Here is a 20419-nt window from a genome sequence, read left to right as displayed (position 1 = left end):
AGCGCAGGAACCGGGCTGTTTTGTGTGAGAGTGCTCTAGTTTTCTTCGGTGTCAGAGCTCTCTGCGGAGGATTCGACGGAGGGTTCAGCGGACGATTCAGCAGAAGAATCAGCCGATGAATCTTCGGGGGCATCCACCACGGATTCGATGAGCTGATCAAGCTCTTCATCCGAGACGGAATCGATCCCTGTGACGGCACTTTCCTTCTGCGCTGCCACTGCGTCTGCCAGGCGGAGATCCGTATCGCGACCCACGCCATCGAGCACCACGTTGACATAGCCCGGGGCCTTGTCATGCGAGTATTCGCTGGCCAGCTCCACGCCCTCTTTAATCGCTACCTTGGCAGGCACGTCGCCGTTGAACATGACCTCCCATGCGGAGACGCGCAGCACGGCGCGATCCACCGCTGGGAGCCTGTCCAACCGCCACTCGGATGACAAGTGGCTGGCGATGGAATCATCCAGTGCATCCAGGTTCACTGCCACACCGTTGACGATCTCCTCGGTGTACTCCGGAACCGGTTTGACCTGGTTTTCCTGGTCCTTGCTCAGGGCAATACGCTCCTCGATGATCCCCACTGGGTCAACATCGCGGAATTCGGCCTCGAACAGAATGTCCACTGCCCGGCGGCGCGCTTTGTAGCGAGCGCCGTGGCGTTTGAAATTAGCTTCTTTAGTCACTTTTGGCGTCGACAAATGAACTAGCTGTTCACGCGGGAGAGGTACTCACCGGTGCGGGTATCAACCTTGACCAGGGTGCCGGACTCGAGGAAGAGGGGAACCTGGATCTCGGCGCCGGTCTCGAGGGTGGCTGGCTTGGTGCCACCGGTGGAGCGGTCGCCCTGCAGGCCTGGATCGGTGTGCTCAATGCGCAGCTCCACGGAGACAGGAAGCTCGGCGAAAAGTGGCTCGCCCTCGTGGAAAGAGACCTGCACAACGGTGTTTTCCAGCAGGAACTTGGCGCCATCGCCCATGAGGTGCTCGGCGAGTTCCACCTGGTCGAAGGTCTTATCATCCATGAGGACGTAGTTGGTTCCATCGTGGTACAGGTAGGTCATATCGCGACGGTCGACGGTCGCGGTCTCCACCTTCACGCCAGCGTTGAAGGTCTTATCCACGGTCTTGCCGGACACAACATCCTTGAGCTTGGTGCGCACGAAGGCTGGACCCTTACCGGGCTTCACGTGCTGGAACTCGATGATCTGCTGGAGCTTTCCATCGATCTTCAGGACCAGGCCGTTCTTGAAATCCGCGGTATTTGCCACGAGTGAGTCTCCTTCAAGGATGTAAGTGTCGGGAATCGGTAAGTCAGTCTATCACTGGGGTGCACCAATCCCCGCCTAGGAGGTCTTTCAGACCACGATCATCTCGGTGGTGGAGGTATTGAGGCTTTCCGCCCCATCTGCGGTGATCACGTAGGTGTTCTCAATGCGCAGGCCGGTCTCCCCCGGCAGGTAGATTCCCGGCTCAACCGTGAGGGTCATTCCTTCACGGAGAACTTCTGCCTCATCCACGGTCTGCGCTGCGCGGGGAGCTTCGTGCACATCCAGGCCCACGCCGTGTCCGGTGGAGTGGACGAAATATTCGCCGTAACCCGCTGCCTCGATGATCTCGCGGCAGGCGGTATCCACTGCCTTGAGCCCGGTGCCTGGGCGAAGACTCGCTTCCCCGGCCTTCTGGGAACGGTAGACGGTTTGGTAGAGCTCGAAATCACGTTCGGTGGGCTCACCCACGCACACGGTCCGCGTTTGGTCCGACGCATACCCGTCCAGGTACACGCCGAAGTCAACAGTCACCAGTCCCTTGACGATAGTGTCCTTGCTCACCCCAGCGTGAGGTTTGGAGCCATTCGGACCGGAGGCGAGGATGGTATCGAAGCTCAAGGAATCCGCTCCTGCCCGGCGCAGGCGGTTTTCCAGGTCAGCAGCTGCCTCGATCTCTGTGAGGCCTTCGCGGATCCCGCCTTCGGCGATGAACTGCTGCCACACGCTATCCGCGAGCTCTCCAGCTGCGCGCAGTGCCTGGATTTCGGAAGCGTCCTTGATCAGGCGCGCGTCTTCCACGGCATTGCGCAGGATAGTGGGGTTACCCAGAGCCTCGGCCTGGCCAATGGGCAGGCTTGGCTCCACGTGCAGCTGTGCCTCAGTTTCTGCCTTGAAGCGCCCGTAGAGTTCCTTGAGGCTGTTGCTCGCGATGGAGATTTCCATGTCTTCTGGTGAGCCGGTCTGCAAGCCGATTTGCGTGGTGTAGCGCCCATCCGTGGAGACGATGGACGTGCCATCCGCACGCAGGAGAAGCACGGCGTTGGAGCCGCTGAAACCGGTGAGATACTGCACATTGCGCAGGTCCGTGATCAACAGCGCGTGGGCTCCCTGCTCGGCGATCTTCTGGGAAACCTGTTCACGACGTTGGCGAAATTGCTGGATGTTCACGGTGCGAGACATGCTGGTGAAGCTCCTTCGGGTAGAGATGAAAAAATGTGACTGGCTGGGCGCTAGTCGTTGGCGAGACCCTAGTCGTTGGCGAGAAAGCGCAGCGCGGCGATGTAGCCATACGTACCCAGGCCGGCGATCACTCCGGTGGCCAGCGGGCTGAGGTAACTGTGGTGGCGGAAGGATTCCCGGGCATGCACGTTCGAGATATGCACCTCGATGAACCCCTCGCCCTCCTGGATTTCTGCCAGTGCATCACGCAGCGCCACCGATGTGTGGGTGAAGCCGCCCGGGTTGATGATCACGGCGTGGCCAGCATCGGCGGCAGCATGTACTGCCTCGATGAGCTCGCCCTCATGATTGGACTGCACGCAGGTGAGCTCCACGCCTAGACGCTCAGCTTCTTGGGCAAGCATCGTCTCGATTTCTGCGAGGGTGGTCTTTCCGTATACCTCCGGCTGGCGTTTGCCCAGCCGGTTGAGGTTCGGACCGTTCAATAGTGTGATCTTCTGCGGCATGAGAACTCCTTGGTTGTGAGGTGCGTGGTGAGTGATTGGTGGAAAACCCGGCTAGCTGGTGGCTGCGTAAGCCGCTTCCAGCAGTTCTTGGCTCGGGCCTTCGAGGCGAGTTGGGCTGCCCGCGGCTTCGATAACCACGAAGCGAATCACGTTGGCTTTGTTCTTCTTGTCGCGAGACATGGCGTCGAGCAAAACATCCAGGCCGGCCTGGGAATAGGAAACGGGAAGGCCCACCGATTCCAAGATAGCGCGGTGTCGGTCCACCTCGGCCTGCTCAAGTAGCCCGGCAGCCTTGGCCAGTTCGGCCTCGAAGACCATGCCCACCGCGACAGCGTGGCCGTGCCGCCACTGATAGTTTTCGTGATGCTCCACGGCGTGACCATAGGTGTGGCCGTAGTTGAGGATTTCGCGGAGGCTGGATTCCTTGAGGTCCACGGCCACCACGTCTGCCTTGACCTGGATTGCGCGCTGGATGAGTTCCGGGAGGCTGCCGTGGGGATCCAGGGCTGCTTGGGGATCGGCCTCGTAGAGGCGCAGGATTTCCGTGTCCGAGATGAAACCGGCCTTGATGATCTCGGCGGAACCGGCGATGAGCTCCAGCTCAGGCAGGGTGTCCAGCACTTCGAGGTCCACCACGACCAAGGCTGGCTCGTGGAATGCCCCGACCAGATTCTTGCCCGCAGCCGTGTTGATTCCCGTCTTGCCACCCACAGCTGCATCAACCATGGCCAGCAAGGTGGTGGGATATTGGATGACCTTGATCCCGCGCATCCAGGTGGCCGCGATGAAACCAGCGAGGTCAGTGGCGGCGCCGCCACCCAGACCCATGATGGCATCATGCCTGGTCAGACCAGCTGCAGCACATTTGTCCCAGCATTCACCGGCAGCGCTCAGGGTCTTGCCCTCTTCCGCGTCCGCAATCTGGTGGAGCGTGATGGCGATCCCATCGTTTTCCAACTCCGCTGCCAGCTCCTGCGCGCGGGAAGTCAAGGCCGGCTGGTGAATGATCAGCAGGTTGCGCACGTTATTTGTCACGGTGCGGATGTGGCTGAGCGCGGCCTGCACTCCCCGATCAATCTGCACGTCATACGGGACAGCGGAATTGACTGTGATGGTGGGCATGGACTCACTCCTTGAAGCTGGATTGCGGACGAGCAGAGATGCTGAACGGCAGGAAAATTACGGCAGAGGCTGGCTGTCTTCTTCATCCTCTTCGAGGAACTGCAGGATCTGAGTCACCACTCGATGTGGCTGCAGACCATCGGAATGCACCAGAAGGTTAGCCACTTCCTCATAGAACTGCGCGCGCTCCTCCAACAGCTGCTCATAGCGAGCCGCAGGATTATCCACGTTCAAGAGTGGCCGGGAGGTGTCTCCAGATGTGCGGCGCACACCCTCAGCAGCGGAAACGTGCAGGTACACCACGCGCTGGTTAGCGAGGAGGCGTCGATTAGAAGCGGTGAGAACCGCACCGCCACCCAGCGAGACGATGCCATCGGTGGTCATGGCCTCCGCGACAGCTTCGGCCTCCGCCTCGCGAAAGCGCTCCTCGCCGAGCTTCTCAAACACATGGCCGCACGCGCTGCCGTACTTCCGCTCGATCATCTGGTCGGTATCCACCGCGGTGAGATGCAGCGCGTTAGCCAATCGACGGCCAACCGTGGTCTTGCCGCTTCCCGGCAGCCCCACGAGCACTACGCGCGGACTCATTGCGCATCCCAGGTCAGGCGCTGCTTCACCTGTTGCTGATATGCCTCGTAGTTGCGCTTGGTCTCCTCTAGGGAATCTCCGCCGAACTTGCGCAGCACCGCGCGAGCCAGAACCAGCGCCACCATGGCCTCCGCCACCACTCCTGCAGCGGGCACGGCCACTACGTCTGAGCGCTGATGGATTCCCGTGGCCGCTTCACCGGTGGTCATATCCACGGTCTGCAGGGCGCGTGGAACGGTGCTGATCGGCTTCATTGCGGCGCGGACGATGATGTCCTCGCCATTGCTCATGCCACCTTCGATGCCGCCGGCGCGGTTGCTCAGTCGATCGACGCCTGGCTTGTCACTTCCCCGCACCATTTCATCATGTGCCTGGGATCCCGGGCGGCGAGCCTCTGCGAAACCATCGCCGATTTCTACGCCCTTGATGGCCTGGATGCCCATGACGGCACCCGCCAGCTGTGCATCCAAACGCTCATCGCCGGACGTGTGGGAACCCAGTCCCACGGGCAGGCCCTTGACCACGACCTCCACCACGCCGCCCAAGGTATCGCCGGACTTCTTGGCGGCCTTGATGTGCTCGATCATGGATTCTTCAGCAGCCTTGTCAAAGGCACGCACTGGGGATTCGTCAATGGCATCGATGTCAGAGAAATCCGGGGTGGGGCCGGTGTACGGCTCAGACTGACCAATGGAGATGACGTGGCTGAATACCTCCACCCCGCACACTTCGCGTAGAACCGCGCGGGCGAAGGTAGCTGCGGCCACGCGGGCAGCGGTTTCGCGCGCTGATGCCCGCTCCAGGATCGGGCGGGCTTCCTCCTGTTGGAACTTGAGCATCCCGGAGAAATCCGCATGTCCCGGGCGGGGGCGGGTCAACTGGGCGCCGCGCCCGCTGTCCATTTCCTTGGCCACCTCTGGATCGTCGAGATCCACGGGGTCAGCAGACATGATGGTGGTCCACTTGGGCCACTCGGTGTTGCCGATCATCACACTCACTGGGCTGCCCAGGGTGAGTCCATGACGCACGCCGGAAAGGAAGGTCACTTCATCGGCCTCAAACTTCATGCGGGCACCACGGCCGTAGCCCAGACGACGGCGCGCTAATTGGCGCGCAACATCGTCACGAGTTATGTGCAGGCCAGCTGGCAGATTCTCAATCAGAGAAATGAGCGCTTGGCCGTGAGATTCACCGGCGGTAGTCCATCGAAGCATGTCGAACAGTTTACAGTCTAAATTTCCCCCGCCTGCGGTTGACTGCCCCTATGACGTGGCGGGGATCACAATGCACTCCACACCGCCACTAGCGTTACTGCCAGGATCATGGCCGGGCCTTGCGGAACCTCGGTTCTCCTCCCCCACAGAACCCCAGTGCACACGCCCAAAAGGCCAGCGATCAGCATGCACAGCAGCACGCCCAGAACTCCTTGCAACCCAGCTGCGAATACCCCTAGTACTGCAGCCAATTTCGCATCCGCGGCGCCCGCGGCATGGCGTGGGAATGCAACTCCCCCGATCACGATGGCACCCCACCACAGCACTCCACCCCAGATGGCCACGGGTGAATTCACTGGCCCCCAGAAATCAATCCACCCCAGCCAGAGCAGCGCGCAGGCGCCCCAGGTCACCACGATTGCAGGAAAGGTGAGCCAATTCGGAATGCGCGCGGTGGTGGCGTCGAACCAAAAAACGGCGGATGTCCACCCCGCCACAAGCACCCAAAAACCCCACGTTTCCGCCCCCATGAGGGCACGGTATCACGGGGTCAGCGGCGGCTGAGGGCGGTTTTCCACAGCAGGCCGGGGGCGGGCTGGCGGCCTGTGAACAACTCAAATTGGCGCTCTGCCTGGCCCGCGAGCATGCGCAGTCCGTCGGAATGCGGGACGCCGCGGGCGGAAGCTGCGGTGAGCAAAGGGGTGGGATAGGGATCGTAGATCACGTCGATCACGGATTGTGCGCGCAGGAGCGCCTCGGTCAACGGCTCCGTGGCGGACGCGGGAATGGTGGAAATGGCCACCGCAGCCTGGGCGCAGAATTCCTCCACGGGTTGCTGATCAAAGCGGGCCCAGGAAAACTCCATGTCGAACTCCGTGACCAGTTCCTGCAGGTTCAACGCCCTCTCGGAGCGCGCCAGCACCGTTACGGCGGACACACCCATCGCAGCCAGCGCGGCAACCGCCGGCCGAGCCGTGCCACCATTGCCCACGATGACCGCGCGTGCCCCAGAAAATTCGATCCTGCCCGCGGCTTGCAGATCCTCCAAGCAGGAGGTCACTCCATCCACATCCGTGTTATCGGCCAGCCAGAACGCATTACCCTGTGCATCGCGCTGCGCAACCAGGGTGTTGGCTGAGCCGATAGCCAGCGCGCGCTCGGTTGCCTGATCAGCTAGCTCCAGCGCAGCGGTCTTGCCTGGCATGGTCACGGAGAACCCGCGGACATCAGGGGAAGAATTCTCCAGCAGGCGGCGGATCTCCGCACCCTCGCCGGCTTCCACGCGCACGTAGGTGAAGTCCAGGCCGGCAGCCTGATAACAGGTGTTGTGCAGCAGCGGGGATAGCGAATGCTCGATCGGCCGGCCCAGGACGGCACAAATGTTTGCTGCTGCGGAACCGCGCCACGTAGCTTGTGGGTCGAGGAATTCATCAACGGAAAGCACAGACGGAATCCCCGCCGGAATGCCGTCTTGACCAGCGGGGATTTCGTTCATTTCGGGAGCTTCTTCCACTATTCGCGGTTGGAATCCAACACGCCGTTATCGAGGGACTCGGAGATCGCAGCCTCGTGATCAGAGAATTCACGGTTGAACACGGTGCGTCCATCCAAATCCACGGTGACGAAGTAGAGCCAGTCGCCCTCAGCTGGGTTTTCCATCGCGTGGACAGCCTTCAGGCCAGGTGAAGCAATCGGAGTGGCTGGCAGCCCTTCCTTCGCATACGTGTTCCACGGGGTTTCCCGGGCACGGTCTGCGCTGGTGGTAGCCACTTCCTGCTCGGAGATAGAGTAGTTCACCGTGGAATCGAACTCCAGCTTCTGGTTGATCTCCAGGCGGTTCAGGATCACGCGGGCTACCTTGTCGAAGTCACCTTCCGGCGCCTCGCGCTCCACCAGTGAAGCGGCAGTCAGCAGCTCGTAGGGTGTGAGTCCCACGCGGTTGGCGGAATCGACCAAGCCGGTGCCCTCGAAGGAATCCACGGAATCGTGAATCAGATCCTGCGCAATGGCCAGTGGCTCCGCAGTGGGGTCAAACAGGTGCACGCCTGGGGCAATCAAGCCCTCTAGCTTGCGGGGGTCCGCGCCGCGGGAGTCCACTGCTTCGCGTGCCCAGTCAGGCAGACCCAGTTCCTCAGCGGAGGTTTGCGCCACCGCATCCTTGAGCTGCTGTGGGGTCACACAGGTGGTCTCGTCCTGGCACGTCTGCTGGGACACCAGCGTGTAAATGCCGGGGCGAGGCTCCCCGCCCACGACCGTGAGATCATCCAGAGTCAGACCGTTAGGAATATCCACCACTCCGCGGCGAGATTCATCATCGGTGAGGATCTTCAACGCTTTATCGGCAGACATTTCCTCTTGCAGCGGGTAATAACCCTGCTGCAGGCTGGGCTCTTCCTTTTCCGCGGCGGACATCAGCGCGCGTCGGGATCCCACCACGCCCTTTTCCACCAATTGCGGAGCCAGGCTGGAGACGGAATCGCCCGCATCCACGCGAACCATGACGATCTTGCCGTTGCCGTCACCCTCGTAATCGCGAATAGCGACGACATTGCGCTGGTACCACACGTAACCGATTGACCCGATCAGCAGGATTACCAAGGCGATTGCCAGAGCACCCGTCCACTGGCGGCGCCGCCGTAACTTTGGTTGCATACTGCGCTGTGTGGCCATGCGTGATGCAGCCTTTCCTCTTGATGTCATATCTGGCTTATTGTTACACAGTTGTAATCAAATGTTGTCAATTACGCGCCGACGCGCGTCTAACCAACCCTGCAAAATATGCACGGCGGCTGCCTGGTCGATCTTCTTGCGCCCCTTCTTCGCCGACACGCCCGAAGATTGCAGGGCTTGGGTGGCTGCCATCGTCGACATTCTCTCGTCAACCAGCCGCACCGGGATATACGCCGCGCCTTCCGGAATTTCAGCGGTGATCGCCGCTTCCCCTAGCTTGCGTGCGTCCCCTGTCTCATCTACGTCTTCCTCCACCCCATTGAGATCCTCACGCAGATCCAGCGCGAATTCCTCCGCCAGGTACGTGCTGGCCGTGTGGTTTCCGCGCAGAGCAACGGGCAACCCCACGATCACCTCCACCACATTGTTTTCCCGCACCAGCTCCACCACGCGCCGCACGTCAGAGCCGTCTACCGCGGCGGGAACGGTCTCCACTGGCGTAGCCAGGATGCAGTCGGGATCGCACATGGCCACCCCGATGCGCACGGAACCCACATCGATGCCGATCCTCCGCCCGCGCCCCGGATCCGTGCTCGCACTGGGTTTTTCGGTCTCGGCCATGTGGTTCCTCGTCTTCTGTTTCTTTTCGACGCCAACCCTGTCCAGCCAGCGCCCTCCAGCCCAATCTCAGTCAGGCTCTAGTTCAGTCAGGCCCTAGCTCAGCCTTGAACCGCTGCGGTAATCGCGCTGTTCACAGCCTCGAGGCCTGCAATGATACCTGCTGGTTCAGAACCTGAACCCTGAGCCAATTGGGGCTTTCCGCCACCGCGGCCACCAACTTTGGCACCGAACTCCTTCACCAGGTCACCGGCCTTCAGGCCGAGTTCAATAGCGGCATCAGTCAGCGTGGCAACAAATGGCACTTTGCCTTCATCGTTGCTGGCGAAGAGAACCACCGCGGGCTCAGAGCCCAGGCGTGCCTTCGCATCCAGAGCAATGGTGCGCAGATCGCCCACGCCCACGCCGGCGGGAAGCTCTTGTGCCACCACGGTGATGTCACCGATGTGCTCAGCAGCAGAAACCAGCTCACCCACTCGGCTGAGTAGCTGCTGGTTGCGCAGTTGCTGCACTTGCTTTTCTGCTGCCTTGAGCTTGGCGGTGAGCGCGTCGATCCGATCTGGAATCTCTTCGCTCGGTGCCTTCAGGGAGGTGGCCAGCCCGGAGACCAGGTTCTTTTCCCGGGAGAGGAAGTTCAGGGAATCCATGCCGGTGTAGGCCTCGATGCGGCGGGTGCCGGAGCCCACGGAGGACTCGCCCAGGATGGCGATGGGGCCAACCTGGGAGGAGTGCTCCACGTGGATGCCGCCACACAGCTCCATGGAGAATGGTCCGCCGATCTCCACCACGCGCACCTGCGAGCCGTAGTTTTCACCGAACAGCGCCATCGCGCCCATCTTCTTGGCTTCCTCGAGGGTGGTCTCGATGGTGTGCACCTCGTAGTCGGTGTCTACTGCGCCATTGGCGATCTGCTCGATATCGCGCAGCTGGGACTCGCTCAGCTGCTCGCCGAAGTTGAAGTCAAAGCGCAGGTAACCGGGCTTATTCAAGGAACCAGCCTGCACAGCGGTTGGGCCGAGCACCTGGCGCAGGGCAGCGTGAATCAGGTGGGTACCGGAGTGTGCCTGGCGTGCCTGGTGGCGCCACGCGCGGGATACCTGGGAATTAACCTTCTGCCCCACGGCGATTTCGCCACCGGTGATGCGCACTGCGTGCAGCCACACCTTCTTGCCCACCTTCTGCACGTCCTCCACCGCACCGGCGAAGGAGCCATTGCTCATTTCTCCGCGGTCAGCCATCTGGCCACCAGCTTCGGCGTAGAAAGGTGTGCGATCCAGGATCACCTGCACCTGATCGCCCTCTCCAGCGCGCTCCACCAGGACGCCATCTACGACCAGACCCAAAACGGTGCCTTCGTCTTCCAGATTTTCAAACCCGGTGAAGAGGGTGGGGTGGTTATCCACGAATGGCCGGTAGACGGTTTCATCGGTGTGACCCAGCTTCTTGGCTTGGTTATCCGCCTTGGCGCGGGCCTTCTGCTCAGCCATGTGGGAGTGGAAGCCAGCGGAGTCCACGGTCAGCCCGGACTCTGCTGCCATCTCCATGGTCAGGTCAATGGGGAAACCGTGGGTATCGTGCAGCGCAAAGGCCACCTCGCCGGAGACCTCGTTGGAACCGGCAGCCTTGGCCTGCTCCGCAAAGTTCTCAAACAGCTGTGAGCCAGATTCCAAGGTCTTCAGGAATGCCTTTTCCTCCCCCACTGCAACGCTGCGGATGCGTTCCCAGTTCTGTTCAATCTCTGGGTAAGAAGGGGTCATGGTCTGGCGCACGGTTTCCATGAGATCAGCCATGGTTTCACCGGTTGCTCCGAGCAGGCGTGCGGAGCGGATGATGCGGCGCAGCAGACGGCGCAGGATGTATCCACGGCCTTCGTTCCCGGGGGTCACGCCGTCCAGAATCAGCATCAAACCGGTGCGGCAGTGATCCGCAATGACGCGGAAACGCACGTCATCCTGCTGGGTCTTGCCATAGGTGGCGCCGGTGAGCTTTTCGGCCTCTTCGATGACTGGGCGCAGTAGATCGGTTTCGTAGACGTTTTCCACACCCTGCAGCAGGCAGGCTACGCGCTCCACGCCCATGCCGGTATCGATGTTCTTCTTTGGCAGCTGGCCCAGGATTTCGAAGTTGTCCTTACCGATACCCTCACCGCGCTCGTAACCCATGAAGACCAGGTTCCAGATCTCCAGGTAGCGGTTGTCATCGGCGATTGGTCCGCCCTCAGCGCCGTGCTCTGGACCGCGATCGTAGTAGATCTCGGAGCAGGGTCCGCATGGCCCTGGCACGCCCATTGACCAGTAGTTATCCGCCATGCCGAGACGCTGAATGCGCTCCTTCGGCACGCCGATTTCCTTCTCCCAGATTTCGGCAGCTTCGTCGTCGTCCTGAAAAACGGTGACCCACAGCAGTTCCGGGTCGAATCCGAAGCCACCGTCCTCCACTGAATTCGTCAGCAGGGCCCACGCATTGCGGATCGCGCCTTCCTTGAAGTAATCGCCGAAGGAGAAGTTGCCCGCCATCTGGAAGAACGTGTTGTGGCGAGTGGTGATACCCACCTCTTCGATATCCAGGGTGCGCACACACTTCTGGATGGAGGTGGCGGTGTCATAAGGCGGGTTCTGCTGACCCAGGAAATAAGGCTTGAACGGCACCATGCCCGCGTTGACGAACAGCAGGTTGGGGTCGTTCAGGATCAGCGAGGCACTGGGAACCTCCGCGTGGCCCAGATTGGTGAAGTGCTTGATGAAGCGCTGGCGGATCTCATGCGTCTGCACGTTAGTTGAACCTCGCTGAAGAATTGTTGGTGGAAAAAGTTTCGGCAGTCTTAGTGTCGACGGGGATTAGATAATAATCCCAAACACAAGCATTCTACCCGCGTGGGCGCTGTCCCCGGACTATTGCCCGCAACGTGGCCAAACGAGCGCTAATCCCGCGCTCATTTCCGTGCTCAGTGGGCTGGTAGTAGTCGGTTTCGCGGAGATCATCGGGCGGATATTGCTGAGTCACCACGCCGAAGTCATCGTTGTGGGAATACTTGTACCCCACCGCGTTGCCCATGGCGTTCGCCCCGGCGTAGTGGCCGTCGCGAAGGTGCGGTGGGACGGTGGTTCCCTTTCCCTTTTCGACGTCACTCATCGCCGCATCCACGGCCATGATCACAGCATTGGACTTGGGAGCAGTGGCCAGGTGAATGGTGGCTTGCCCCAGAGTCAGCCGGGCTTCAGGCATGCCGATGAAGGCAACCGCTTGGTGCGCAGCAACTGCTACCTGCAGCGCAGTGGGATCAGCCAGGCCAATGTCCTCACTGGCCAGGATGACTAAGCGGCGAGCGATGAACCGGGGATCCTCCCCCGCCACCATCATCCGCGCTAAATAGTGCAACGCGGCATCCGGATCCGATCCGCGGATGGATTTGATGAACGCGCTGGTCACGTCATAGTGCTGATCCCCATCGCGATCGTAGCGAACCACGGCCTTGTCGATGCTCCGCGAGACATCTTCCAGCGTGACCTCGGCCTCGGACTCGCGGGATTCCGCTGCGGCCTCCAGGTATGTCAGAGCCCTACGAGCATCACCTGCAGCTAGCGCAATCAGCTGATTTCGGGCCTCGCCCTGCAGGGTGAATTCCCCGCCAAAACCGCGCTTATCCGAGACCGCGCGATCCACCAGCTCCCCGATATCCGCATCAGCCAGCGGCCTCAGCTGCACCAGCAAAGAGCGGGACAGCAGTGGAGAGACCACGGAGAACGAGGGGTTCTCGGTCGTGGCCGCCACCAGCAGCACGGTGCGGTTTTCCACTGCAGAAAGCAACGCATCCTGCTGGGTCTTGGAAAAACGATGCACCTCGTCGATAAACAGCACGGTGCTCTCGCCGATCACCAGGCGCTTGCGGGCTGCCTCAATCACCGCGCGCACTTCCTTCACCCCGGAATTCAGCGCGCTCAAGGCTTCGAAATGCCGGTTCGAGGTAGAAGAGATCAGCGAGGCCACGGTAGTTTTTCCCGTCCCCGGCGGCCCGTAGAGGATCACGGAGGTATCCCCTCGCCCATCTATTAATCGACGCAAAGGGCTTCCCTGCCCCAGCACATGAGTCTGGCCCACCACTTCATCCAGCGTGCGGGGGCGCATGCGTACCGCTAGAGGGGCATGGGCTCCAGGGTGGAAATATTGCGCGGCCTTTGCTGAACCAGTGCCAGTGGCCTGCTCCGCGCCACCGCCATCATCGAAGAGATCAGCCATATTCGCTTAGCTCGCGACGGTGGGCGGCAATAGCGGGTGACCGCCCTGGGTGGCCAATGCGCGCTTGAGCCTTCCCGTGAAGTGCGTGACCTCGGCGAACTGCGGATTATCGTAGCGCTGTGCGAAACGATGGATGGCATCAATGGTGGTGGCCATGTCAGAGGCCTGCTCTGCCGTCATCCCGAGAAAATCGCGCGCGGCTTCATTGGCTGGTTCATCGGTGTAGTAGACCCGACGGGTTGCCTTGCGGGACATCTGCATGCCCTGCTGCAGCATGTAGAAGGACATAAAGGACCAGCCGATCAACGCGGACATCAAGAGGTCAGCCAGCGCATCCGGATCCTTGGCCATGGGCCACACCTGACCGAATTCTGCAGACCACGCGGCCAGGAATTCCGCGCATTCTGCATCGGTGAGTGCCGGGGTGGTGTCATCCTGCGGGAAACCGACGATCACGCAGGCTACGTCAAAGACGATGTCCCGAAAAGAGGCCCACTCGAAATCCAGGAACACCACGTTTTTATGCACCATGATGTTGTCCGGGGTCAGGTCGAATGGCGTGAAAGAACGCATGTCAGACCGACCCTGCCTCTCGATTGCGACCTGCGCGAACCGCACCACGGTGGGATCCAGCTGCACCTGATTCTTCTTCGCCAGCTCAATGCCCTGGGTGATGAGGTTCGCGATATCGATATCGGAATCGATGACAGTTTCCGGGTTGATCCGGAAACGCTGACACTGGCGCTTGAGCAGGGTGTCATAGTTATCGGCCCCGCCAAAGGTGGAGGCGTGCATGCGCCCGAGCGCGCGGCCAAGCTTGCGCACCGCAGTCTTGCGAGCTGATTCATCCTCCAGCTGCAGCACATCGGTGAAGTTCTGCCCATCGCCGGCATCAGAGAGGATGAGCATGCGCTGATCCACGTCATAGGCAAGTAGCAGCGGACCAGGGCGAACCTGCTCCGGAAGGGTGTTGGTGTACTGATAGGCCACGATCTCGCGAATCAGTGCCAGTTCATCAGCATGCAGATCGCCCTGTTCGTTACTGGTGCGAACAAACTGCGGCAGCTGCTTAATCACCACGGTGCGTTCCTGCAGGAACGGGTTCGGGGAAACCCGGCAACGCAGTACAAGTGATGCGCCGCTGCCGCCCAGGTCTTCTGCGTGAGACAGCTCTGGGGTGCCGCCGAAGCGCGCGGCCAGAACACTGGCCGCGGCATTCACTGTCTGCTGGTGCAAGTCCACGAAAAATCTCGCTCCTCGGGGTAACTCTTACTGAGGTTTCTGATCCTGCTTCGGCGCCTTGGGCTTGAAATCGATGCCCGCTTCCTTGCGCTGAGCAGGAGTGATGGCTGCGGGAGCATCCGTCAATGGATCCACTCCGCCGCCGGACTTCGGAAACGCGATGACATCGCGGATGGAGGAGAATCCACCCAGCAAGGTGACGATGCGATCCCAGCCAAAGGCGATGCCGCCATGAGGAGGGGCGCCGAAAGCAAAGGCGTCGAGAAGGAATCCGAACTTCTCCTGTGCCTCTTCATCGGTGATGCCCATGACGCGGAAGACGCGCTCCTGGATGTCCTTGCGGTGGATACGGATGGAACCGCCGCCGATTTCGTTGCCGTTGCAGACGATGTCGTAGGCGTAGGCCAAGGCTTCGCCTGGCTCCTGGTCGAAAGTGTCCAGGAATTCTGGCTTGGGCGAGGTGAACGCGTGGTGCACAGCGGTCCAAGCGGAGTGACCCAGTGCCACGTCACCGGAGGCGGTGGCATCTGCGGCTGGCTCGAACATTGGGGCATCGACAACCCAGGTGAATGCCCAGTCGCCTTCCTTGATGAGACCCAGCTTCTCGGCGATTGCTCCACGGGCAGCGCCCAGGAGTGCGCGGGAAGACTTGGTATCGCCAGCAGCGAAGAAGATGCAATCGCCGGGCTTTGCGCCCACGTGCTCAGCAATGCCAGCGCGTTCTGCTTCGGTGATGTTTTTGGCCACGGGACCGGAGAGCTCGCCATCTTCGCCCACGAGGATATAAGCCAAGCCCTTGGCTCCGCGCTGCTTGGCCCATTCCTGCCATGCGTCGAGCTGACGGCGAGGCTGGTCAGCGCCGCCCTGCATAACTACGGCACCGACGTATTCGTTCTGGAACACGCGGAACGTGGTGTCCTTGAAGAACTCAGCACATTCGGTGATCTGGATATCAAAGCGCAGATCCGGCTTATCGGAGCCGTACAGGCGCATTGCCTCGGCGTAGGTCATCCGGGAGATCGGGGTGTTGATGGTGTAACCAGCTTCGGCCCACACTGCCACGATGATCTCTTCAGCCAGCTTGATCACGTCTTCCTGATCAACGAAGCTCATCTCCACGTCCAGCTGGGTGAACTCTGGCTGGCGATCCGCACGGAAATCCTCATCGCGGTAGCAACGGGCGATCTGGTAGTAACGCTCCATGCCTGCCACCATGAGCAGCTGCTTGAACAGCTGTGGGGACTGAGGCAAAGCGTAGAAGGTACCTGGCTTCAGGCGGGCTGGCACCAGGAAGTCGCGCGCACCCTCTGGGGTGGAGCGGGTCAGGGTTGGGGTCTCGATCTCGGTGAAGTCATGCTGGTTGAGCACGTTGCGTGCCGCAGCATTGACCCGGGAGCGCAGGCGCAGGGCATCACCCTGGGTCTTGCGACGGAGATCCAGATAGCGGTACTTCAGGCGTGTCTCTTCGCCCACTTCACCGGCCGAAGATGGGTCATCGATCTGGAACGGAAGTGCAGCTGCTTCGCTCAGCACCTCGAGGCCGGTGACGTTGACCTCTACCCCACCGGAGGCAAGGTTAGGGTTCGCAGACCCCTCTGGGCGGGCTTCCACCACGCCGGTGATCTGGATGCAGAATTCGCTGCGCAAGCTGTGTGCACGTGCGGCCACCTCAGACTCGCGGAACACCACCTGTGCCACACCGCTGCGATCGCGCATGTCGATGAAGATCACGCCGCCGTGATCGCGACGCCGCCCCACCCAGCCGGTCAGTGTTACTTCTTGGCCGATGTGGTCGGTGCGGAGTTCTCCCGCTAGATGAGTGCGCAGCACGTGGACTCGCTCCTTTAATCTTTGATGTTCTTCGGTGACGTCTTGCTCAGTGCCTTCTGGGCGTTTTTCCAGATCAAGAATCAGCCCCTCAGTCTACCCGCTCCCAAGACACGTAATGCTCTATGGGTGGGAAGTCATCCCTAACCCCGGAAATTGTGGCAACATTCACTCTTGTGACCTTCAACGATAACTTGCAGAACTATTCCAACCGTGGCTCTTCCGCTGGCGGCGGTGGCGGATTTGGTGGTGGCGGATTTGGCGGCGGCCGAGGTGGTGGCGGTGGTGGCATTCTCGCACTTTTGGCCGGTCTCATTGGACGTCGATTCGGCCTCCCCGGCATCATCATTGCCGCAGTAGCCGTGTTCTTCTTCTCCGGCGGATTGAACATGTTCGGGGGCGGTGGAGAGCAAACCCAGCAACCACAGCAGCAGGGCTCAGGCTTCGAACAATGCCAAACCGCGCAGGATGCCAATGAGCGCGATGACTGCCGCGTGCTCGGCACCGCTCAGTCGCTGGATAACTACTGGGCGGAAGCTCTTCCGGCCAACGACAATATCCAGTACAAGGAGCCTCAGTTAAAGCTAGCTGAAGGCCAGGTTTCTACCGGCTGTGGCGCTTCCAATATCTCCCAGAGCGGCCCCTTCTACTGCCCTGCCGATACCACGGTGTACGTTTCCACCCCGTTCTACGAGCAGTTGAAGGAACTGGGCGGCTCCGATGGCCCGTTCTCACAGATGTACGTGACCGCACATGAGTTCGGCCACCACATCCAGAACCTGCAGGGCAACCTGGGCCTTTCCGATTACAACAACCCCGGCGCTGAATCCAATGCCGTGAAGATGGAGCTGCAGGCCGATTGCTACGCCGGCATGTGGGCATCACACGCGGATAAGGGCGACAAGGCGGTGTTGGATCCCATCACCGAGGAGCAGGTGCAGCAAGCGGTGGACACGGCTCGCGCCATTGGTGACGACGCCATCCAGCAATCTTCCGGTCAGCAAGTTGACCCAGACTCTTGGACACACGGCTCCTCCGAACAGCGCAAGGAGCTCTTCCTGCGCGGTTACCAAGGCGGAACCATGGATAGCTGCCGGATGGATTTCCAGCGCTAGTTCTTTGGACTAGCCGCTGGTTACCCATCACCAGCATTCAAAAGAGGACCTCAGTTTTTAGCTGAGGTCCTCTTTTATTGCGTGCGCCTACTAGCCGGAGACTCTCAATTGGAAAGCCTCAGCCAGGAGGAGCGCTCGTTAACGCAGGGAGCTTAGCCACCGCCAGAAGGCCTGGCCGATTCCCGAGCTCAATGCCGGCAAGCCCCGGAGGAAGTCGAAGAACCCACTCAGTGAACTGCCGAGAGATCCGTCGGAAGAACCTGGATTCTCCGGCTCAGGATCTACCGGATCCGTGTCGTCAGTGTCCAAGTTGAATCCAACCTTGATTGGATCGTGGTCACTTGAACGGAACGGATCTGGCGCATAGAAGTCCGTGGCGTTGTAGTGACGGCGAGAATACTCGTAGGCCACGGATTCATCAGAGTTGATATCCCACACGTCTGCACCTGTGGTCATCTCCAGTGCCTTGTCATTGGCGAGCACGTGATCGAGCGAGCCGAGACGACCACCGAACTGGTAGGAGTGTCCCGCGTCGAACTTGTCCTCGATGTTCGTGAACCCAGCTTCTTCGAGAACCTGCACGGCATTTTCCTTGGCGTACGCGTTCAGGTCGCCCATGATGAACTGCGGCTTGTCCTTCAGGTCTTCGTCTGCGGCGAGCCATCCCACCAACTGGCGGGACATTTCGGCGCGGAGATTGGCGTTGTTACCCTGTCCATCGCCCATGTCCGCGTCACCGCGGGCCACAGATCCCTTGGACTTGTAGTGATTCACCACGGCCACGAAGGCGCTTGCGTCGGAAGCCCCAACGCCCTTGAATCGCTGCGCGAGAGGCTGGCGGGCGATGTCAGTGAACGCTGCGTGATCGAAAATCTTGGACTCGCCTACCGGCTCCACTTCACCTTCGCGGTAGATGAACGCGGTGCGGATGACGTCCTCGCTGCCTGGAACGACCTTCGGGGAAGGTACTGCCTTCCAGTTTCCGCCGGCCGCATTGAGTGCGGAGACCAAAGCGTTCAACGACGCATCGCGATCCGCGCCGAACCTCGCAGAGTTCTCAATTTCCTCCAAGCCCAGGACGGACACGTCCAAGGTGTTGATCGCGCTGACGATCTTGGACTGCTGATCCTGGAAGGCTTCCTCGGTGAACGCGCCACGAACCTGGCACCCATCGGCGGTTACGGGTGCGCCATTCATGTCGTTGAACGCACGGCACCCTGCCTCATCCTTGCCCAAATCAGTGAAGTAGTTCAACACGTTGAAGCTGGCGATGCTGTGCGTACCGCCCACAGCCTCCGGTCCTCCGGCTTCGGCTGCCCGGGTGTCTTCCCAGGAAATTGGGAGTGCACCAGCTTCGGTCTTTCCGGTGATCTCGCTGGTTGGCTGCAGTCCCCATTTTCCGAAGTTGTAGCTCAGCACAACTGGGTTGGCGAAGCTGACCTGATCTCCCGTCCGCAGAGACTTGGAACCATCAGCTGTGGTCAGGTACGGCAACGGGGTCTTCTTCGCATCATTGTTGCGCATGAAGTTGGCAGTAGCGCCATCGTCGAGGGTGTGTACCTGACGCTGGTTGTTTTCCTCGTACGCCACCGCCTCTGGCCCCGGGTTGACCACGGAGGTGGCCTGCAGCAGCGGCTCGTTACCCGCGACCAAATCCACCGATCCGTAGGTATTCAGGTCGTAGTTGTTGGTCACCGTGTAGGTGGAATCCGGTTCAAAGAGCATGTGCTCGTTCGCTTCTTTGGCCTCCGGGTCCGTTGGGATCAGGTCCTTATGAGGCTCGACGCCATCGCCACAGTCTTGTTGGGGATTGCTCGAAGACTGGAACGTGGGGTTGGACAGCTGAGTCGAATCGTTGAATTCGGTAGCTTTGCCCGTCACGATGACACACTGACCGAGCTCAGCGGGGGCTTTTCCAGCACCGGTGTAGACGAAGATTGCACGGGAAGCCTCGCCCGCCTTCCGGCTTTCGCCCGCTCCACCCATCTGGATGTTGAAGCCGTTGAACCCGCCGGTGGGATAGCTCGCGGTGACCCAGCCTGCGGTGGTTACGGTTTGCCCGGACTTTGGAGTAGCGGCACCGGTGCCCTGAATCTCTTCGATAGTCACGCGGCCGGTTGGAGTGGTGGGATCCTCTGGATTATCAGGGTTATCTGGATTATCCGGGTCTGCCGTGGCGTCGCCACCAGAAAATTGCGGCGTGGGCGCTCCGACGGTGAAGTCTGCAGCGTTGTTATCCGTATCTGTTCCCGCAGCATTTCGAGCGGCACTCGTGGTGTTGCTGAGGCCAGCGGTGGGGGCCGTTTCGTTAACAACTGTGGCGCCGAAGCCCACGATGTCTACGGCAGCGCTTCCCTGGGTCCATCGCGCCGTGGAATTTGAGAGAACAGCAACGCCACTTGAGGCGCTCATGTTCAAGCCAGTGCCGTCCGCGTCGGCAGAGAAATCGACAGTGCCGCCGGCACCCTTACCTGCCTTGATGAGGTAGTAGCCGTGCGGGGCAATAGATCCCGACAGAGCTGCTGTGGATGCCGAAGTCGTGCCTTTGGCAGACAGGTACTGCATGGACCATCCGTCCAACGAGATGGGCTGATCGGTTGGGTTGTAGAGCTCGATGAAGTCGTTTGTCAGCTGCGCGCCACTGTTGCCACCGCCTCCGTATACCTCGCTGATGACCACGCTATCACCAGCCGGGGAGGCGATTGCCACGGGGATAGTGGTGACGGACAAAGAGACGGAAGCCGTAGCCATGAAAGCCAGGCTGATGCGTGATGATTGCTTCATGAAGAGGGGAAACCTTTTTCCTTGAGGAGAGTTATGAGAATTTTGCAAAGTCGC

At 60.6% G+C, this 20419-nt stretch carries 17 protein-coding genes; 1 reads left to right on the top strand and 16 read right to left on the bottom strand.

Going from position 1 to position 20419, the window contains the following annotated elements:
* Positions 1-35: 35 nt before the first annotated feature.
* From nusB to aspS, 15 genes are all read right to left on the bottom strand, one after another.
* Positions 36-680 carry a transcription antitermination factor NusB gene (gene nusB / locus IRY30_RS05600; protein WP_194556342.1) on the bottom strand — a complete coding sequence of 215 codons (645 nt, stop codon included), beginning with the start codon at positions 678-680 and terminating at the stop codon, positions 36-38.
* Between the two features lie 20 nt (positions 681-700).
* Entirely contained in the window at positions 701-1264 is a 564-nt protein-coding gene (gene efp / locus IRY30_RS05595) for an elongation factor P (RefSeq protein WP_194556341.1), read from the bottom strand.
* Between the two features lie 87 nt (positions 1265-1351).
* Positions 1352-2443, bottom strand: coding sequence for a M24 family metallopeptidase (locus IRY30_RS05590; RefSeq protein ID WP_194556340.1), 1092 nt, complete (start codon positions 2441-2443; stop codon positions 1352-1354).
* A 68-nt stretch (positions 2444-2511) separates the two neighbouring features.
* Positions 2512-2949 (bottom strand): type II 3-dehydroquinate dehydratase, encoded by a 438-nt coding sequence (gene aroQ / locus IRY30_RS05585; protein WP_194556339.1) that lies wholly within the window; start codon positions 2947-2949, stop codon positions 2512-2514.
* 51 nt (positions 2950-3000) lie between these two features.
* Positions 3001-4071: a 3-dehydroquinate synthase gene (gene aroB, locus IRY30_RS05580; protein ID WP_194556338.1), complete on the bottom strand. Its 1071-nt coding sequence runs from the start codon at positions 4069-4071 to the stop codon at positions 3001-3003.
* A gap of 57 nt (positions 4072-4128) precedes the next feature.
* Positions 4129-4659, bottom strand: a complete 531-nt coding sequence (locus IRY30_RS05575; protein WP_194556337.1) for a shikimate kinase — start codon at positions 4657-4659, stop codon at positions 4129-4131.
* The gene (gene aroC, locus IRY30_RS05570; protein ID WP_194556336.1) at positions 4656-5873 is read right to left on the bottom strand and encodes a chorismate synthase; all 1218 of its coding nucleotides are present in this window, start codon (positions 5871-5873) and stop codon (positions 4656-4658) included. Before aroC ends, IRY30_RS05575 begins: the two co-directional genes overlap by 4 nt.
* Positions 5874-5938: 65 nt before the next feature.
* Entirely contained in the window at positions 5939-6403 is a 465-nt protein-coding gene (locus IRY30_RS05565) for a prepilin peptidase (RefSeq protein ID WP_194556335.1), read from the bottom strand.
* A gap of 20 nt (positions 6404-6423) precedes the next feature.
* Positions 6424-7368: a shikimate dehydrogenase gene (locus IRY30_RS05560; protein WP_194556334.1), complete on the bottom strand. Its 945-nt coding sequence runs from the start codon at positions 7366-7368 to the stop codon at positions 6424-6426.
* A gap of 17 nt (positions 7369-7385) precedes the next feature.
* A complete protein-coding gene (mltG, locus tag IRY30_RS05555; protein ID WP_228502597.1) occupies positions 7386-8525 on the bottom strand; it encodes an endolytic transglycosylase MltG in 1140 nt (379 codons plus the stop codon).
* A gap of 75 nt (positions 8526-8600) precedes the next feature.
* Entirely contained in the window at positions 8601-9164 is a 564-nt protein-coding gene (gene ruvX, locus IRY30_RS05550) for a Holliday junction resolvase RuvX (protein ID WP_194556332.1), read from the bottom strand.
* 98 nt (positions 9165-9262) lie between these two features.
* Complete coding sequence (gene alaS / locus IRY30_RS05545) at positions 9263-11932, bottom strand: alanine--tRNA ligase (protein WP_194556331.1); 2670 nt, start codon at positions 11930-11932, stop codon at positions 9263-9265.
* A gap of 94 nt (positions 11933-12026) precedes the next feature.
* Positions 12027-13397, bottom strand: a complete 1371-nt coding sequence (locus IRY30_RS05540; RefSeq protein ID WP_194556330.1) for a replication-associated recombination protein A — start codon at positions 13395-13397, stop codon at positions 12027-12029.
* Positions 13398-13403: 6 nt separating this feature from the next.
* Entirely contained in the window at positions 13404-14639 is a 1236-nt protein-coding gene (locus IRY30_RS05535; RefSeq protein WP_309824992.1) for a phosphotransferase family protein, read from the bottom strand.
* A gap of 27 nt (positions 14640-14666) precedes the next feature.
* Positions 14667-16469 carry an aspartate--tRNA ligase gene (gene aspS, locus IRY30_RS05530; protein WP_194556329.1) on the bottom strand — a complete coding sequence of 601 codons (1803 nt, stop codon included), beginning with the start codon at positions 16467-16469 and terminating at the stop codon, positions 14667-14669.
* A 173-nt stretch (positions 16470-16642) separates the two neighbouring features.
* Here aspS and ypfJ point away from each other — a divergent pair, with 173 nt between their 5' ends.
* Positions 16643-17581: a KPN_02809 family neutral zinc metallopeptidase gene (gene ypfJ, locus IRY30_RS05525; protein ID WP_288813821.1), complete on the top strand. Its 939-nt coding sequence runs from the start codon at positions 16643-16645 to the stop codon at positions 17579-17581.
* A 138-nt stretch (positions 17582-17719) separates the two neighbouring features.
* On the opposite strand, the gene IRY30_RS05520 is transcribed toward ypfJ, so the two are convergent.
* Positions 17720-20365: an ExeM/NucH family extracellular endonuclease gene (locus tag IRY30_RS05520; RefSeq protein ID WP_194556327.1), complete on the bottom strand. Its 2646-nt coding sequence runs from the start codon at positions 20363-20365 to the stop codon at positions 17720-17722.
* Between the last annotated feature and the right edge of the window lie 54 nt (positions 20366-20419).

The sequence above is a fragment of the Corynebacterium suicordis DSM 45110 genome (assembly GCF_015351405.1).
Classification (GTDB): domain Bacteria; phylum Actinomycetota; class Actinomycetes; order Mycobacteriales; family Mycobacteriaceae; genus Corynebacterium; species Corynebacterium suicordis.
The sequence above is the reverse complement of the archived record's forward strand: the minus strand, read 5'-3'. Positions and strand labels throughout refer to the sequence as shown.

Coding starts and splice junctions, on each gene's coding strand:
- IRY30_RS05590 (WP_194556340.1), bottom strand. CDS start 2,443: ATGTCTCGCACCGTGAACATCCAGCAATTTCGCCAACGTCGTGAACAG.
- aroQ (WP_194556339.1), bottom strand. CDS start 2,949: ATGCCGCAGAAGATCACACTATTGAACGGTCCGAACCTCAACCGGCTG.
- aroB (WP_194556338.1), bottom strand. CDS start 4,071: ATGCCCACCATCACAGTCAATTCCGCTGTCCCGTATGACGTGCAGATT.
- IRY30_RS05575 (WP_194556337.1), bottom strand. CDS start 4,659: ATGAGTCCGCGCGTAGTGCTCGTGGGGCTGCCGGGAAGCGGCAAGACC.
- aroC (WP_194556336.1), bottom strand. CDS start 5,873: ATGCTTCGATGGACTACCGCCGGTGAATCTCACGGCCAAGCGCTCATT.
- IRY30_RS05565 (WP_194556335.1), bottom strand. CDS start 6,403: ATGGGGGCGGAAACGTGGGGTTTTTGGGTGCTTGTGGCGGGGTGGACA.
- IRY30_RS05560 (WP_194556334.1), bottom strand. CDS start 7,368: ATGAACGAAATCCCCGCTGGTCAAGACGGCATTCCGGCGGGGATTCCG.
- mltG (WP_228502597.1), bottom strand. CDS start 8,525: ATGCAACCAAAGTTACGGCGGCGCCGCCAGTGGACGGGTGCTCTGGCA.
- ruvX (WP_194556332.1), bottom strand. CDS start 9,164: ATGGCCGAGACCGAAAAACCCAGTGCGAGCACGGATCCGGGGCGCGGG.
- IRY30_RS05540 (WP_194556330.1), bottom strand. CDS start 13,397: ATGGCTGATCTCTTCGATGATGGCGGTGGCGCGGAGCAGGCCACTGGC.
- IRY30_RS05520 (WP_194556327.1), bottom strand. CDS start 20,365: ATGAAGCAATCATCACGCATCAGCCTGGCTTTCATGGCTACGGCTTCC.